At 67.8% G+C, this 14,079-nt stretch carries 17 protein-coding genes; 10 read left to right on the top strand and 7 right to left on the bottom strand.

Going from position 1 to position 14,079, the window contains the following annotated elements; all coding sequences use genetic code 11:
• Positions 1–342: 342 nt before the first annotated feature.
• From VN11_RS12425 to VN11_RS12410, 4 genes are read right to left on the bottom strand one after another with little or no spacing between them, the layout of a single operon-like run.
• A complete protein-coding gene (locus VN11_RS12425) occupies positions 343–780 on the bottom strand; it encodes a DUF2894 domain-containing protein (protein ID WP_238581801.1) in 438 nt (145 codons plus the stop codon).
• Positions 710–1,348, bottom strand: a complete 639-nt coding sequence (locus tag VN11_RS12420) for an OmpA family protein (RefSeq protein ID WP_006449800.1) — start codon at positions 1,346–1,348, stop codon at positions 710–712. Before VN11_RS12420 ends, VN11_RS12425 begins: the two co-directional genes overlap by 71 nt.
• On the bottom strand, positions 1,345–3,609 hold the full coding sequence (locus VN11_RS12415; protein WP_053449954.1) for a DUF802 domain-containing protein: 2,265 nt from the start codon (positions 3,607–3,609) through the stop codon (positions 1,345–1,347). The genes VN11_RS12420 and VN11_RS12415 overlap by 4 nt, the downstream gene beginning before the upstream one ends.
• A gap of 10 nt (positions 3,610–3,619) precedes the next feature.
• Positions 3,620–4,273 carry a DUF3348 family protein gene (locus VN11_RS12410; RefSeq protein ID WP_053449953.1) on the bottom strand — a complete coding sequence of 218 codons (654 nt, stop codon included), beginning with the start codon at positions 4,271–4,273 and terminating at the stop codon, positions 3,620–3,622.
• A gap of 144 nt (positions 4,274–4,417) precedes the next feature.
• Between VN11_RS12410 and VN11_RS12405 the strand changes: the two genes are divergently transcribed.
• The gene (locus tag VN11_RS12405; protein WP_053449952.1) at positions 4,418–5,341 is read left to right on the top strand and encodes a M14 family metallopeptidase; all 924 of its coding nucleotides are present in this window, start codon (positions 4,418–4,420) and stop codon (positions 5,339–5,341) included.
• Between the two features lie 50 nt (positions 5,342–5,391).
• On the opposite strand, the gene VN11_RS12400 is transcribed toward VN11_RS12405, so the two are convergent.
• Both VN11_RS12400 and VN11_RS12395 read right to left on the bottom strand, forming a co-directional pair.
• On the bottom strand, positions 5,392–5,784 hold the full coding sequence (locus VN11_RS12400; protein ID WP_008265627.1) for a diacylglycerol kinase: 393 nt from the start codon (positions 5,782–5,784) through the stop codon (positions 5,392–5,394).
• Positions 5,785–5,939: 155 nt separating this feature from the next.
• The gene (locus tag VN11_RS12395) at positions 5,940–6,461 is read right to left on the bottom strand and encodes a nuclear transport factor 2 family protein (RefSeq protein WP_053449951.1); all 522 of its coding nucleotides are present in this window, start codon (positions 6,459–6,461) and stop codon (positions 5,940–5,942) included.
• A gap of 227 nt (positions 6,462–6,688) precedes the next feature.
• Between VN11_RS12395 and VN11_RS12390 the strand changes: the two genes are divergently transcribed.
• Positions 6,689–7,018, top strand: coding sequence for a hypothetical protein (locus VN11_RS12390; RefSeq protein WP_008264732.1), 330 nt, complete (start codon positions 6,689–6,691; stop codon positions 7,016–7,018).
• Here VN11_RS12390 and VN11_RS12385 read toward each other — a convergent pair.
• A complete protein-coding gene (locus VN11_RS12385) occupies positions 7,012–7,416 on the bottom strand; it encodes a hypothetical protein (RefSeq protein ID WP_053449950.1) in 405 nt (134 codons plus the stop codon). The genes VN11_RS12390 and VN11_RS12385 overlap by 7 nt on opposite strands.
• 194 nt (positions 7,417–7,610) lie before the next feature.
• On the opposite strand from VN11_RS12385, the gene moaA reads away from it, so the two are divergent.
• The 8 genes from moaA to VN11_RS12345 all read left to right on the top strand — a co-directional run bounded on the left by moaA (position 7,611) and on the right by VN11_RS12345 (position 14,070).
• Positions 7,611–8,591 (top strand): GTP 3',8-cyclase MoaA, encoded by a 981-nt coding sequence (gene moaA, locus VN11_RS12380; protein WP_053449949.1) that lies wholly within the window; start codon positions 7,611–7,613, stop codon positions 8,589–8,591.
• An 8-nt stretch (positions 8,592–8,599) separates the two neighbouring features.
• Positions 8,600–9,595 (top strand): bifunctional molybdenum cofactor biosynthesis protein MoaC/MoaB, encoded by a 996-nt coding sequence (gene moaCB / locus VN11_RS12375; RefSeq protein ID WP_053451325.1) that lies wholly within the window; start codon positions 8,600–8,602, stop codon positions 9,593–9,595.
• A complete protein-coding gene (locus VN11_RS12370) occupies positions 9,595–10,845 on the top strand; it encodes a molybdopterin molybdotransferase MoeA (protein ID WP_053449948.1) in 1,251 nt (416 codons plus the stop codon). The genes moaCB and VN11_RS12370 overlap by 1 nt, the downstream gene beginning before the upstream one ends.
• 2 nt (positions 10,846–10,847) lie before the next feature.
• Positions 10,848–11,108 (top strand): MoaD/ThiS family protein, encoded by a 261-nt coding sequence (locus tag VN11_RS12365; RefSeq protein ID WP_053449947.1) that lies wholly within the window; start codon positions 10,848–10,850, stop codon positions 11,106–11,108.
• Between the two features lie 3 nt (positions 11,109–11,111).
• Positions 11,112–11,612 carry a molybdenum cofactor biosynthesis protein MoaE gene (locus VN11_RS12360; RefSeq protein WP_053449946.1) on the top strand — a complete coding sequence of 167 codons (501 nt, stop codon included), beginning with the start codon at positions 11,112–11,114 and terminating at the stop codon, positions 11,610–11,612.
• A complete protein-coding gene (mobA, locus tag VN11_RS12355; RefSeq protein ID WP_053449945.1) occupies positions 11,584–12,144 on the top strand; it encodes a molybdenum cofactor guanylyltransferase in 561 nt (186 codons plus the stop codon). Before VN11_RS12360 ends, mobA begins: the two co-directional genes overlap by 29 nt.
• Positions 12,141–12,506: a DUF7009 family protein gene (locus VN11_RS12350; RefSeq protein WP_053449944.1), complete on the top strand. Its 366-nt coding sequence runs from the start codon at positions 12,141–12,143 to the stop codon at positions 12,504–12,506. The genes mobA and VN11_RS12350 overlap by 4 nt, the downstream gene beginning before the upstream one ends.
• Before the next feature lie 145 nt (positions 12,507–12,651).
• Complete coding sequence (locus VN11_RS12345) at positions 12,652–14,070, top strand: NarK family nitrate/nitrite MFS transporter (protein ID WP_053449943.1); 1,419 nt, start codon at positions 12,652–12,654, stop codon at positions 14,068–14,070.
• Positions 14,071–14,079 lie beyond the last annotated feature (9 nt).

Below are 14,079 nucleotides of genomic sequence, written 5' to 3'. Positions count from 1 at the left end.
ACGAGCCACCGCGTCGGTGCGGAGCTCATGGAGTTGAAAAGGGGAGACAACCGATGCGACCGGCGGGCGCTGCAGGCGCCGTGGGTCAACGTGAAAATGGTGCGCTAGACAGATGACTGTCTGGTGACACCGCTACACGCGTGGCATGCCGACGCATGCATGGGTAGATGCCAACCTTGGTTGGCATGCGCAGCGGCGAACAGACGCTGCGCTATCCGGTTGGTGGAGCGCCAACCAAGGTTGGCCTTTACCAGACGCGCCGATCCGGAGCATCGTATCTAGGCGCGCGGATCAGGAGTGTCGTATCCAGCGGCGCCGAACGAGGTCGGCGTCAATGCGCGATCAGCCAGCGTTGCGCGGCTTGCGCGTGCGCTTCGGCTTCGCGGTATCTGCACCGCTGGTAGAACCGTCCTGCAGTGCCTGCAGCCACGACAGGGTGTCCACGTAGTCGATGAAGTGGCGCAGGTAACCGGGGCTGGTCGCCTGCATCGTGTCCAGCATGCGCTGCACCAGTACCGCCGAGTTCAGCGGGCCGCCGTCGGCCGGGGCCTCGGTGCGCAATGAGCGACGCACCTGCAGTTCGCTGCGCAGTTCCGACCACTCGCGCTGCACCTGCTGCAGCATCGGCACCTGCGGGTAATGCGGCAGCGAGCGCGATCCCGCATCGAGGTCGCGCACCAGCGCACGCAGGCTATCCAGTGCGGGTGGCTTACTTGGCATCCGGGGCCTTGGGCTTGGGAATCGGCGCGATTTCCACGCGCCGGTTGCGCGCGCGTCCATCTTCGCTCGCGTTGGAACTGACCGGCTGCTCGCTGCCGAATGCGGCGGCAAACACGGCATCGGCGGGCACCCCGTCGGCGATCAGAGTGCGGGTCACGGTCAGCGAACGTTGCGCGGACAGCTCCCAGTTGTCGGCGAAACGGCGGTTGCCTTCGCGCACGGGCGCGTCGTCGGTGAAGCCGCTGACCATCAGGATTTCTTCGCGGCTGCCCAGATAGGCGGCCAGCGGCGCAGCGAGGCTGCGCAGCAGCTCCTGGCCTTCTGGCTGCAACTGGTCCGAGTTCAGTGCGAACAGCACGCTGCCACTGATGCCGATGCGGCCATCGACCAGGGTTACACGGCCGGCCGCCAACGGACCGGCCAGCGCCTGTTCCAGCGTCTGCAGGCGCTTGGCTTCGGCCTGGCGCTGCTTCACTTCCTGGTCCAGCCGCTGCGACAGCTCCAGCTGCACCGCGACCACCCCGACAAGGATCAGCACGAACGCCCCCAGCAGCACCGACATCAGGTCGCCGAAGGCGGCCCAGATCGGGGCGTGTGAACCGCCGTCGACCTCCAGCTCGTCGCTCATGCGCTGCCGGCCTTGCCGCGGCGCGCGGCCAGCTGCTGCAGTTCTTCCATCACCTGCTTCTGCGACAGCAGGCTGAGATCGACCACCTCGCGTGCCTGCGCCACGTAGTAGGCCAGCTGCTCGTCGCTGCGGGCCAGCGAGGCATCCAGCGCGCCGCCAATCTGCTCCAAGCGGCCGGACAGTTCGGTGGAAGCGCTGCCGAACTGTGCGACCGCCTCGCCGAACGTGCCGGCCAACTGGCCAACGTCACTGGCGCTGCCGCTGAGGGCTGCTGCAATGCCATCCAGCTTGCCGGTCTCCGCGGCGATATGGTCGGTGAAGCGGTTGCCGACGCGTTCCAGCAGCTCGGCCGAGCCGCCCACCAGTGCGTCCACCGCGGTGCGCTGTTCGTGCGAGGCGTGGTTGATCGCATCCAGCAGGGTCTGCACGGTGGCCAGCAGGCGGCCGCGCTCTTCCAGCATCGCGTTGTCGCGCACCAGGCTCTCGGAGAGCGTGCTGCGCAACTCGTTGATGACGTCGGCGGCGGCCTTCGGCGCGGCGGCGGCGGTCTGCAGCAGGGTGGAGACTTCCGCCAGCGTGGCGCTGGCCTGGGCGCGGCCGTTCTCGCCGATCTGCTGCGCCGTCTCGGCCAGCGTGTCGCAGACCTGCTGCTGCTGCGCGGCCAGGCGTTCGCCGTTGGCCTGCAGGCGCTGGGCCAGATCGGTGGAGACGTGCTGCAGGGCATCGCTCCAGCGCTGTAGGCGCTGTTCGTCACCGGCCTGCAATTGCGCCTGCAGGGTGGCGTGCGCCTGCTGCAGTTCGGCACTGATCGCGTCCCAACGCGCCTGGCGCTGCTGCTCGCGGCTGTCCAGGCTGGCCTGCAGTTCAGTGTGTGCGGCAGCGGCGGCGGCCTGCGCGGCCTGCCACTGCTGCGAACGCTGGTTTTCGTGCTCCTGCAGCAAGGACTGGCTGGCAGCATGGCGCTGGTCCAGTGATTGCAGCAGTGCCTCGGCACGCGCGTCCAGATGCTCGCTGGCGGCCAGCAGTGCCTGCTGCTGGCGTTCGACCAGCGCGGTATTCAGTGCCTGCTGCTGTTCGGCGGCGGCGCGCCAGGCGTCTGCATTGTCGCGAGAATCGGCCTGCAGGCGCTCGCCGATGCGTGTCACCAGCGCTTCGGCGTGCGTGCCCTGGCCATCGCTGAAGGCCTGCAGGTGCTGGCGAAGATCGCTCACCAGCGCCTGTTGTGCCTGGGTCTGCTCGCTCACCACCTTGGCCCAGCTGGCTTCGGTGGCAACGCGGCTGCGCTCGAAACCGTCGCTGAGACCGGCCAGCTGCTGCTGCACCGCCTGCTCGACACGGGCATGCAGGGCCTGGCCATGCTGGGCCAGCCCGGCCAGGGTGGTCTCGGCCATCGGCTGCAGTGCGCCACCGATGGCGGCCGCGCTGGCTTCGGCACCTTCGCGCAGCGACTGTTGCAGCGACACGGCCAGGCGCTCCTGCAGGGCCTGGCTCTGGGTAAGGAACTCGGCCTGGCCGGCCAGCAGGCGTTCATTGGCGGCGGTGCTGTGCTGTTCAAAGGTCTGGGTCATCGCCTGCAGGCGGTCGACCAGTGCCGGCAACGCAGCGGACTGCGCCTGCAGCAGGCGCAGCGATTCGGCGCGCTGCCAGGCTTGCGAGTACGGGTGCAGGTCGCCGGCAATCGCACGGTCCAGCTGCTGCACGGCCTGCAGGCGGTCACGACGCAGCAGGGCAGCCAGCAGGCCCAGCATCGCCGAGCTGGCAACACCGGCGATCGAGGTGCCGAACGCCACCGCAAGGCCCTGCACCGGCGAGGCCAGCGAGCCGCGGATGGCAGCCATGTCGGTCGCGCTCTGCAGGGCCAGGCCGGTGCCGCGCAGGGTATCCATCATGCCCAGCAGGGTGCCGAGCATGCCCAGCAGCACCAGCAGGCCGACCAGGTAGGGAGTCAGCACCGGCGCGGGCAGGGCGGTGCGCTCGCCTTCCACGCGCAGGCGCACGGCGTTGCGCAGGCCCACCGGCACACGCTCCAGCCAGGGGGCCAGGCTTTCCTTCGCGCTGGACAGGTCGCTCAGCGCAGTGCGCAGGCCGTTGCTGGCCTGGCGGTAGCGGTACAGCTCCACGCCACCGGCGATGTAGCAGGCGGCGATGATCGCGGCCACCGCTGCCCCCAACGGATGCACCGAAACGTAGCCAATGCCGATCCAGCACACGGCCAGCAGGCCGACAAGGAAAACAACGACATGGAAAGCAGTTCTGGACATGGTGTTCCGGTCAGTGGGAGCGCAGGGCGTCTTGCAGCCCTTCGATCGGGTGGAAGCGCAGCTGCAGCTCGGCGAGCAGCAGGGTGCGCATGTCATGGCGGAAGGCCGCGCGCCAGCCCGGCTGGCCGTGCACGCGTTCAAAACGGGCGCCGAGCACCGCCGGCGCAGTGGCCAGCAGGCTGTGCTCGCGCGGGGTGAGGGTCTGTTCCATCACCGCATCGACCTCTGCCAGCCGTGCCAGCTCGGGCGAAACCTGTACCAGCTGGTCGCGCAGGCGGCCGCGCAGGCGCCCGGTGGCGGTCTGGATGGCCTGCTGCAGCACCCGATAGCGCTGGCGCAGCGAGGCGAAGTTGGGGGTGGCGACGGCTTCGGCCAGGTCGAGCAGGCGCTCGGCCTCGGCATCCTCGCGGATCGAGGCCAGCAGACTGGCATGGGCCTGGGCGCAGTCGGCCAGCACATCCTCGACTGCTTCGGCGGCCTCACCCGGCTCGGGCAGGCGCCCGCCGAGCGCCCCGGACAGGGCCACGGCACGGCTCCAGTCCACCCACTGGCCGAGGCGATCGGTCAGGGCGGGACTGCTGGCCGGCATCGCGCCGTCGCTGAGACGGGCGAGCAGGCGGAGGAATTCCGGTCCACCCAGGACCGGCTGCGCTGCGTTCGCCATCAAGGGGTGAGGGGCCAAAAACCGCTGATTTTACAACCAGATGACCCCGGCTGGATGAAGGCGGGGCAGGGGGAGGGGACCCGCAGGCGCGACAAGGCTTAGAATGACCGGCTGCACCCACCCGTTCGACCCTGGAGTTCCCCAATGACTGTTGCGCAGTTCTATCCGATCGGCACCCCCGGACAGCCCTGGGGCGACGCCGAACGCGCACAGTGGCGGGCCCGCCAGCAGCGCCAGCGCAGCTACCACGACGACGTGGTGGCCGCCCTTGAGCGGCTGGATGACAGCGTCTTCGATGTGATCCAGTACGGCCAGCTGGACTACGCCCCGGACCACTATCCGCTGTTCGCGGTGGTCAACCACGACTGGAACCCGGCACTGCCGACCGCGCTGATCACCGGCGGCGTGCATGGCTACGAGACCAGCGGCGTGCATGGCGCCCTGCAGTTCCTGGAGCAGCAGGCCGAGCGTTACCTGGGCCGGCTGAACCTGATCGTGGCGCCGTGCGTCAGCCCGTGGGGCTACGAGCGCATCCAGCGCTGGAACCCGGATGCCATCGACCCGAACCGCAGCTTCCGTGACGGCGGCCAGATCGAGGAAGCCGCCGCACTGATGCGCTGGGTGGCCGAGCGCAAGCCGAACCTTTTGGTGCACCTGGACCTGCACGAGACCACCGACAGCGACCTGCAGGAGTTCGATCCGGCCCGTTGCGCCCGCGACGGCAAGCCGTTCGAGCGCGACACCATTCCGGACGGCTTCTACGTGATCGGCAACAGCGAAGATCCGCAGGCCGAATTCCAGAAGGCGCTGATCGCCGCGGTTGCGCCGGTCACCCACATCGCCCCGGCCGATGCCGAGGGCAATCTGGTCGGCCTGCCGTTGCAGTCGCCGGGCGTGGTCTGGGGTGAATCGCGTTCGATCGGCGCTTGCGCCGGCTTCACCGACGCGCGCTTTGCCACCACCACCGAGGTCTACCCGGACAGCCCGCGCACCAACCCGCAGGAATGCAACGACGCGCAGGTGGCGGCGGTGTGTGCGGGCCTGGATTTTGCCCTGGCCACGCAGTAAGACATCCGCCCAGGGGCGCGCCGGGTCATGCCCGGCGGGTCAGGCGTGACCTAGCCCAGCAGGATCACGCCCCACACCGTGCCGACCATCAGCAGCGCGGTGGTCTGGGCAGCGCTGCCCATGTCCTTGGCGTTCTTGGACAGCGGGTGGTGGTCAAGCGAGATGCGGTCGACCACTGCTTCGATGGCCGAGTTGAGCAGCTCCACCAGCAGGCTGATGAAGCAGACGGCCAGCACCACGGCCCGTTCGATCGTGCTGATGTCCAGCACGAACGCCGCGACCATCAGAAGTGCGTGCAGCAGCAACAGCTGCCGGAAGGCCGCTTCGCCCCGGAAGGTGGCGATGAAGCCGTCGCGTGAATGGATCAGCGTGTGGAAGATGCGGCGAAGGCCGGTCTTGCCATGCGGGTACTTGCCGCTGTCCCTGGGGTGAGGTGGCTGCATGCCGGTCCTGCCATGAATTGACCTCGCGACAGGATGTGCAGACGGGCGTCGGGAAAGCGTCGGACCCTCGTTAGCATTGCGCTCAACCGGCGTAGTACTGCGAAGGGCCGAGTCACCTAGCTACGCAGGAATAGCCGTGCGCGGCCGCCGGCGATTCACTCCGCCGGGCTGCGTGAATCGCGGATCGAATAGACCACCGAGAAGATCTTCCAGCCCTGTTCGGTGCGGATCAGCTGCCACATCTCCTTGCCCCAGTTGGTCTTCACCCCATCGTCGTGGAAGCTGTAGTCAAACGACACCGAAGCCACGTCGCCATCGGTCTCGATCTTCGTGTTGGAGAATTTTTCCTCCCTCGGCTTCGGCGACGCCACGACTCCATCGATCAGCGCGATGAAATTATTGGCGGGAATCTTCCGCGCCTTGATCGCATCGGGCTTGGCCTTGCGGATGTCCTGCAGGCGCACATCCTCTGAAACGTACTGCCAGCCGATGTCTTCCGCCTTGTCCGAGAAGAACAGGCCCATGTAGGTCGGCTTGTCCTTGTTGATCAGCGAGGTGCGGAACGATTCGACGACCTGTTCGATGGCCTTGATGTCGGCGGCTGCATTCTGCGCGGCGTGGGCTGGCAGGCAGGCGGAGAAGCAGAGGGCGAAGACGGCCGTTCTGGCGGTTGACACGCGAAGTTCCTTCCTGGGTGATAGAGATGGGCGAGGGCATTGACCGGTGTATCCGGTTTCGAAAACAGGCGGCCTTTGCGACGCTAGCACGAGGGGCGGCGTTGCGCAGGGCAGTGCTCTCCGGCGCCGCTGGGCCATGCCTGCCGCCTCCCTTCCGCCCACATCTTGACGTTCCCATTCACCAGGCGCAGGCTGCCCGAGCACGTTTCCTAACCAGAAGGAGACTTATGACCGCCACCGCTTCCCTGCACCCGGCGCCCGACACCCCGGGCCGTTCCCGCCTCTGGAGCGTGTTCTGGCTGCAGGGCGTCATTCCCAGCAACATTCTGTGGGCCGTGGCGCTCTGGGCCCTGGCCAACGGGCGCACGCCGCTGCTGCTGGGGGTGTTTGCCGCCCTGCTGCTCTACACCGGCTGGATCATCCCTGCGGTCTGGCGGGCGGCGCCCAGCGCACACAATCCCAACCTGGGCGTGGCCGCGCGCGGGCTGACCGTGGCCTGGGGCCTGAACACCGTGCTGGTGATCTTCTTCCTGACGCTGCAGTTGGTGGGTCAATAGAACTGAACAGGCTCGCCGCCCCGGTCGAAGGCGGCGAAGCGGCCGATCTGACCGTCATGGATGGCATTGACCATCAGTTTCAGCGGGCGCGCGGCCTCATCACTGTTGGGGGCGAACCCGGCGCGGCCGTCCAGCGCGGCCACGAACACCAGGTCCCAGTCGATGCCGGTGGTGGTCGATTCAGCCGCCAGCGCCTGGAAGCTGGGCACTTCGGCGGGCAGCTTGTCCACGCACAGCACCGGCGACAGGGTGCCGCCCTCGCGGCGGTCATGCCGGTCGCGCTGGTCGTCGGTGGGCGATTCGGGCAGCTCGGCGCGCACGAATACGAACAGCAAGCGTTGCGGTTCAGCCTGCTGGCCTGCGGCGTGCAGCAGCTGCTGGAAATCGTTCATCATCATGAGGGTTGTCACACGCCCGCTGCACGGAAAGCCGCATGCTGCCACAACGCCTGCCGTGTGGGGCCGAAGACGATTGATTTAAGTCATGCCCATGGAACTGATGGCCGCGTACTCTGGCAATCGTTCCAGCAGACGAGGGTTTCCGGGCCGTTCCGGGCACAGGCAAGACGGTGGAGCAACAAGGTGGACCAGCCATGAGCCAACTCACCGACGGTTTCGGACGCAGCTTTCCGTACCTGCGCCTGTCGTTGACCGAAGCCTGCAACTTCCGTTGCAGTTACTGCCTGCCCGATGGCTACCAGGCCGATGGCCGCCCGCGCTTCCTGCAGGTGGATGAAATCGCGCGGCTGGTGCGCGCGTTCGCCGCGCTGGGCATGAGCAAGATCCGCCTGACCGGCGGCGAACCCAGCCTGCGCAAGGACCTGGACGAGATCATCGCCACCGTGGCGGCGGTGCCGGGCATCCGCAAGGTGGCCATCACCACCAACGGCACGCTGCTGCCGCGGCGCCTGCCCGGCTGGCACCGGGCGGGGCTGACCGCGCTGAACGTAAGCATGGACAGCCTGCAGCGCGAGCGCTTCAAGGCCATTACCGGGCACGATCGCCTGCCGGAGATCGAGCAGGGCCTGGCCCTGGCGCAGGCACTGGGCCTGCCGGCGATCAAGCTCAATGCGGTGCTGCTTCGCGGCCTGAACGACGACGAGCTGCCGCAGTGGATGGACTACCTGCGCGACCGTCCCTTCAGCGTGCGCTTCATCGAACTGATGCGCACCGGCGACAACGAAGCCTATTTCCAGCGCCACCACCTGCGTGCCGACGTGGTGATCGAGCAGCTGCTGGCCGCTGGCTGGCACGAGCGCCCGCGGGCCGCCGATGCCGGTCCGGCGCGCGAGTTCGGGCACCCCGACCATCGCGGCAGCATCGGCATCATCGCCCCGTATTCGCGTGACTTCTGCAAGGGCTGCAACCGCCTGCGGGTGACCGCCAAGGGCGACCTGCGGCTGTGCCTGTTCGGCGAGTTCGGTGTGCCGCTGCGGCCGCTGCTGCAGAGCGACGATGACCATGACGCGCTGCTGGCGCGCATCACCACCCAGCTTGGCCTGAAAGCGGCCGGGCATGGCCTGCACCAGGGCCAGACCGGGCTCACCCCGCACCTGGCCTCGATCGGAGGATGAGCAACACGATGAGTGGGGAATTGAATGCGGCCTTCCATATGGCCGATGTCCGCGACAAGCGCATCACCCGCCGCCGTGCGGTGGCGGTGGGCGAGCTGCATGCCGGCCCGGTAGCGTATCCGCTGATTGTCGAGCGCCGCCTGCCCAAGGGCGATGCGCTGGTGATGGCCGAGATTGCCGGCCTGCAGGGCGCCAAGATGGCCTCGATGCTGATGCCGCTGTGCCACCCGTTGCCGCTGGAGCTGGTGCAGGTGTTCTGCGCGCCGGTACCGGAACGGCAGGCGATCCGCGTGTGGTGCGAGTGCGCCAGCGAGGCGCGCACCGGCGTGGAGATGGAGGCACTGGCCGGCGTCAATGCGGCGCTGCTGACCCTGTACGACCTGAGCAAGCCGGTGGAACCGGCGCTGCGCATAGAAGGCATCCGCCTGCTGTTCAAGGAAGGCGGCAAGCGCGGTGTGTGGCTGCATCCCGATGGCATGGACGAGGCCGAGCGCGCGCGCTTCAAGCCGCGTGCACCGAAGGGTCTGGAGGGCGCGGCCTGCGCGGTGATCACGCTGAGCGACCGCGCCAGCGAGGGCACCTATGAAGATATCTCTGGCCCGACCCTGGTGACCGGTGTGAAAAAGCTGGGCGGTGAGGTTGTGGCCGCCGAGGTGCTGCCCGATGGCATCGAGCCGCTGGCCGGGCGCCTGCAGGCATTGGCCGCCGACGGCGTGCGCCTGTGCCTGTGTACCGGCGGTACCGGGCTGGGCCCACGTGACCTGACCCCGGAGGCGCTGCGCTCCTTGAATGCGCGGCCGGTGCACGGCCTGGCACAGATGATGCGGGCGCTGAGCGCGCAGCACACACCGATGGCGTGGCTGAGCCGTGCCGAAGTAGTGCAGCTGGGCGCCATGCTGGTGTTCGCGCTGCCGGGCAGCCCGAAGGCGGCGGCACAGTGCCTGGACATCCTGGCGCCGGTGCTGGGCCACGCGCTGGCGATGGTCGACGGTGGTGGCCACTGATGATTGCCTATAGCGAAGCCCTGCAGCACCTGCTGGACGCAGCCACGCCGTTGCCGGCTGAGCGCCTGCCACTGCATGAGGCCGGCGGCCGCACTCTGGCCAGTGACGTCATCAGTGAGCAGTCGCTGCCGCCGTTCGACAATTCTGCGATGGACGGTTTCGCGCTGCGCGCCAACGGCGCGACGTTCGACGCCGGTCGCGAATTCGCCGTGCAGGGCTGGCAGGCCGCAGGCGATGCCGGTGCCGAGGGCGGCGAGGGCGCCTGGGAAATCATGACCGGTGCACGCATGCCGTCCGGACTGGACACCGTGGTGCCGGTCGAGAACGTGGACATCCTCGCCAGCGAGGACGGCCGCCCGACCCGCATTGCCCTCAAGGCGCCGGCCAAGCCGGGCCAGCACGTGCGCCTGCGCGGGCAGGACGTGAGCGACGGCGAGCGCGTGCTGCAGGCCGGGCAGGTGCTGGATATCAACGCCCGCACCCTGCTGCACGCCATCGGCGTGGGTGAGGTGGCGGTGATGGCACGACCGAAGGCCGCTGTGATCGCCACCGGCAAGGAGCTGGTGACCGAGGCCGCGCAGGCGCTGGAATCGGGCCAGATCCGTGACAGCAACCGGCCGTATCTGGTGGGCCGCCTGCAGGCGGCCGGCGCCGAGGTGGTCTGGCAGGGCACGGTGGGCGACGACGTGGCCGCGTTCAACGCGGTGCTGGATCAAGCGCTGGCTGCGGGTGCACAGCTGCTGATCAGTACCGGCGCGGTGTCGGCCGGCCGCTACGATTTCGTTCCCGATGCGCTGCGTGGCCGCGGTGCGCGCATCGTGTTCCACAAGGTGGCGATCCGCCCGGGCAAACCGCTGCTGTTCGCGGTGCTGCCCAATGGTGCGCTGTACTTCGGCCTGCCCGGCAACCCGGTTTCGGCCGCCGTCGGCCAGCGCTTCTTCGTGGAGCCGGTGCTGCGCCGCCTGCTGGGGCTGGCGCCGGAAACCGTGTTGCAGCTGCCGTTGCAGGCCGACGTACGCAAGCCGCCGGGCCTGCGCTTCCACGCGCGTGCGCGGGTGGAGGTGGACGGGCAGGGGCGCCTGAGCGCGCGCGTGCTGTCCGGGCAGGAATCGTTCCGTTTGATGTCGATGCTGCAGGCCAACGCCTGGGTGGTGCTGGAGGCCGAGGGAGACCTGGCCAACGCGGGCACCTACGTGCGCGTGCAGGGCTGGGGTCACCACGAACCGGTGCAGCTGGTGAGTCAGGAGTGATGATGAAACAGGTGAATCTGCAGTTGTTCGGTGCTTTTTCCGATCTGGATGCCAGCCGCGAGATCGCGGTGAACGTGGCCGGTGGCACCGTGGCCGACCTGCGCCAGGCGCTGCGTGAACTGTTGCCGGTGCGTTGGCCGGGTTTCCGCGCGGGCCTGCTGGATTACTCGGCATTCGCCGATCAGCAACGCGTGCTGCGCGACCACGAGGCACTGCCCGACGATGGCCGGGTGGCGATCCTGCCGCCGGTAAGCGGGGGCTGAGCCATGAGCGAGAAGATCATCGCGAAGGCGGTGGACCGCGTGCAGGCGGCGATCGATCCGGCCGAGGGCATCGCTGCGGTATCCGATCCGGGTTTCGGCGGCATCGATGTGTTCATCGGCAAGGTGCGCGACGTCAATATCGGCCGGCCGGTGACCGGCATCACCTATGACCTGTTCGAGCCGCTGGTGCTGAACGAGTTCAAGCGCCTGGCCGCGGACGTGGAGGCTGCGTTCGGGCCGAAACTGAAGCTGTACGTGGCCCACGCCAAGGGCCGGTTGGGTATCGGCGATGTCGCAGTGGTGGTCGCCGCCGGCAGCCCGCACCGTGACGAAGCGTTCCGTGCCTGCCGGCAGCTGATCGAAGCGGTCAAGCACCAGTGCCCGATCTGGAAGCAGGAGCATTACGAGGACGGCGACAGCGAGTGGAGCGAAGGGTGCAGCCTCTGCCATGCGGACAGCGAGCCCGCACACGCCCATGACCACGCGCACGACCACCAGCATTGACGGCATCGTGCTGGCCGGCGGGCTGTCCAGCCGCATGGGTCGCGACAAGGCGTTGCTGCCGTGGCAGGGGCGCACGCTGCTGGAGCACATGCGCGGCCTGTTGTTGCAGGCTGGCGCCAAGCGGGTCTGGGTAAGCGGCGACTATCCGGCTTTCGGCGGCATCCCCGACCAGGTGGCGCGCTGTGGCCCCCTGGGCGGGCTCTACAGCGTGGCCACGCACATGCCCGATGGCCCGGCCTGGGTGGTGCCGGTGGATACGCCGCTGCTGCCCCCGCGTTTGTTACAGCAATTACGTGACGGCCATCGCAGTCCGTGCACGATCTTTACGGGCCACCCCCTGCCCATGTTGCTGAATATGGACGATGCTTGCCGGGCCGCGCTGGCATCGATGCTGGATGATCCCGACGGCCCGCGCTCGCTGCAGGCGCTGCAGCGCGGCCTGGGCGTGAACACCGTCGCCCTGGCCCCGGTTGACGAGGCCGGACTGGTCAACTGCAATACCCCCGAACAATGGGAGGATGTTGCGTCATGAAAGTGCAGTTGCAGGACCAGTCGGTACGGCTTCGCCTGGACGAGGCCGAGCTTGCGCGCCTGCTGGCCGGTGAATCGGTCGAGAACATGACCCGCTTTGGCGGCATCGAAGGCTGGGGCATGGCGGTCTCGCTGCATGCTGGCGAGCAGCCTGTGATGCTGGACGGCGGCACCTTCTGCCGCCTGGTGCTGCCGCGCGATGCGGTAGAGGCACTGGCAGCACGCCTGCCGTGCCGGGATGGCCTGCCGTTCGACATCGCCCTGGACGAGGGCGGCCAGCTTCAGCTGCAGTTCGATGTGGATGTACGCGACAGCGTGCGCCAGCGCGGGGTAACCCGCCGCAGCGCGGCTTCATCGGCTTGACATTTGTCAGGGGCAGGGTGGAAACCCGTTCCTGATTGATCCAGATCAACCCCGTCGTCCGTGCTGCACGGCCTAATGGCTGCATGACGACGGGTCACAACTTGAAACGCAGTACCCACGTCATTCCACAGCCTTGGAGCCATGTATGACCGTCGGTAGCGATCCTGTTGTCCGCAGCACCTCCCGTCCGGGTCGCGTCATCAGCGACTGGACGCCGGAAGATCCCGGCTACTGGGAGCGCACCGGCAAGCGGGTCGCCACCCGCAACCTGGTCATCTCGATTCCCTCGCTGCTGCTGGCCTTCTCGGTCTGGGTGCTGTTCTCGGCGGTGTCGATCAGCCTGCCGAAGATCGGCTTCAACTTCAGTACCGACCAGCTGTTCTGGCTGGTGGCACTGCCCAGCCTGTCCGGCGCAACCCTGCGCATCTTCTATTCGTTCGTGATTCCGATCTTCGGTGGCCGCCGCTGGACGGCGCTGTCCACCGCCTCGCTGCTGGCGCCGACGATCTGGCTGGGCTTTGCGGTGCAGGACCCGGCCACGCCGTACTGGGTGTTCGTGGTCATCGCCATCCTGTGCGGATTTGGCGGTGCGAACTTCTCTTCGTCGATGTCCAACATCTCTTTCTTCTACCCCAAGCAGAAGCAGGGCCTGGCGCTGGGCCTGAACGCCGGCCTGGGCAATGTGGGCGTGTCGGTGGCGCAGGCGGTGATTCCGCTGGTGATCACCGTGGGCGTGTTCGGTGCGCTGGGTGGTGCGCCGCAGCCCACGGTGGAGGGCGGGGCGTCGCTGTTCGTGCAGAACGCAGGTTTCATCTGGGTGCCGGCGATCGCGATCTGTGCGGTTGCGGCCTGGTTCGGAATGAATGACCTGACCAGTGCGCGCTCGTCCTTCTCCGAGCAGGCGGTGATCTTCCGCCGCAAGCACAACTGGCTGATGTGCTGGTTGTACATCGGCACCTTCGGTTCCTACATCGGCTTCTCGGCCGGCTTCCCGATGCTGGTGAAGAGCCAGTTCCCGGACGTGAATCCGCTGGCCTACGCGTTCATCGGCCCGCTGCTGGGTGCGTTGATGCGCTCGGTGGGCGGCAGCCTGGCCGACCGCTGGGGCGGCGCGCGCCTGACCTTCTGGGTGTTCGCGCTGATGATCGCCGCCGTGTTCGGGGTGCTGCACTTCCTGCCCAGCCACGGCCAGGGCGGCAACTTCCATGGCTTCCTGCTCAGCTTCATGGCGCTGTTCGTGCTCAGTGGCATCGGCAACGGCACCACCTTCCGCATGATCCCGGTGATCTTCCGCACCCTGCACGAGCGCTGGTCGGCCAACGACACCGCCGAAGGCAAGGCGGCGGCCGCGCACCAGGCCAGCATCGAGTCGGCCGCGGTGGTCGGCTTCTCCGGTGCGATCGGCGCCTATGGCGGCTTCTTCATCCCCAAGAGCTACGGCTCGTCCATCACCTTGACCGGCAGCCCCGACATGGCGCTGTACGGATTCGTTGTTTTCTACATCACCTGCCTGGCCGTGACCTGGTGGTGGTACTACCGGCGCGGTGCCGAGACACCCTGCTGACAACTTGAA

Source organism: Stenotrophomonas maltophilia (genome assembly GCF_001274595.1).
Lineage (GTDB): Bacteria > Pseudomonadota > Gammaproteobacteria > Xanthomonadales > Xanthomonadaceae > Stenotrophomonas > Stenotrophomonas forensis.
This window is presented reverse-complemented; position numbering and strand designations above follow the sequence as displayed.

Excerpts from the sequence above, each read along its gene's own strand:
- VN11_RS12425 (WP_238581801.1), bottom strand. The coding sequence starts at position 780 with ATGGACGCGCGCGCAACCGGCGCGTGGAAATCGCGCCGATTCCCAAGC.
- VN11_RS12420 (WP_006449800.1), bottom strand. The coding sequence starts at position 1,348 with ATGAGCGACGAGCTGGAGGTCGACGGCGGTTCACACGCCCCGATCTGG.
- VN11_RS12415 (WP_053449954.1), bottom strand. The coding sequence starts at position 3,609 with ATGTCCAGAACTGCTTTCCATGTCGTTGTTTTCCTTGTCGGCCTGCTG.
- VN11_RS12410 (WP_053449953.1), bottom strand. The coding sequence starts at position 4,273 with ATGGCGAACGCAGCGCAGCCGGTCCTGGGTGGACCGGAATTCCTCCGC.
- VN11_RS12405 (WP_053449952.1), top strand. The coding sequence starts at position 4,418 with ATGACTGTTGCGCAGTTCTATCCGATCGGCACCCCCGGACAGCCCTGG.
- VN11_RS12400 (WP_008265627.1), bottom strand. The coding sequence starts at position 5,784 with ATGCAGCCACCTCACCCCAGGGACAGCGGCAAGTACCCGCATGGCAAG.
- VN11_RS12390 (WP_008264732.1), top strand. The coding sequence starts at position 6,689 with ATGACCGCCACCGCTTCCCTGCACCCGGCGCCCGACACCCCGGGCCGT.
- VN11_RS12385 (WP_053449950.1), bottom strand. The coding sequence starts at position 7,416 with ATGATGATGAACGATTTCCAGCAGCTGCTGCACGCCGCAGGCCAGCAG.
- moaA (WP_053449949.1), top strand. The coding sequence starts at position 7,611 with ATGAGCCAACTCACCGACGGTTTCGGACGCAGCTTTCCGTACCTGCGC.
- moaCB (WP_053451325.1), top strand. The coding sequence starts at position 8,600 with ATGAGTGGGGAATTGAATGCGGCCTTCCATATGGCCGATGTCCGCGAC.
- VN11_RS12370 (WP_053449948.1), top strand. The coding sequence starts at position 9,595 with ATGATTGCCTATAGCGAAGCCCTGCAGCACCTGCTGGACGCAGCCACG.
- VN11_RS12365 (WP_053449947.1), top strand. The coding sequence starts at position 10,848 with ATGAAACAGGTGAATCTGCAGTTGTTCGGTGCTTTTTCCGATCTGGAT.
- VN11_RS12360 (WP_053449946.1), top strand. The coding sequence starts at position 11,112 with ATGAGCGAGAAGATCATCGCGAAGGCGGTGGACCGCGTGCAGGCGGCG.
- mobA (WP_053449945.1), top strand. The coding sequence starts at position 11,584 with ATGACCACGCGCACGACCACCAGCATTGACGGCATCGTGCTGGCCGGC.
- VN11_RS12350 (WP_053449944.1), top strand. The coding sequence starts at position 12,141 with ATGAAAGTGCAGTTGCAGGACCAGTCGGTACGGCTTCGCCTGGACGAG.
- VN11_RS12345 (WP_053449943.1), top strand. The coding sequence starts at position 12,652 with ATGACCGTCGGTAGCGATCCTGTTGTCCGCAGCACCTCCCGTCCGGGT.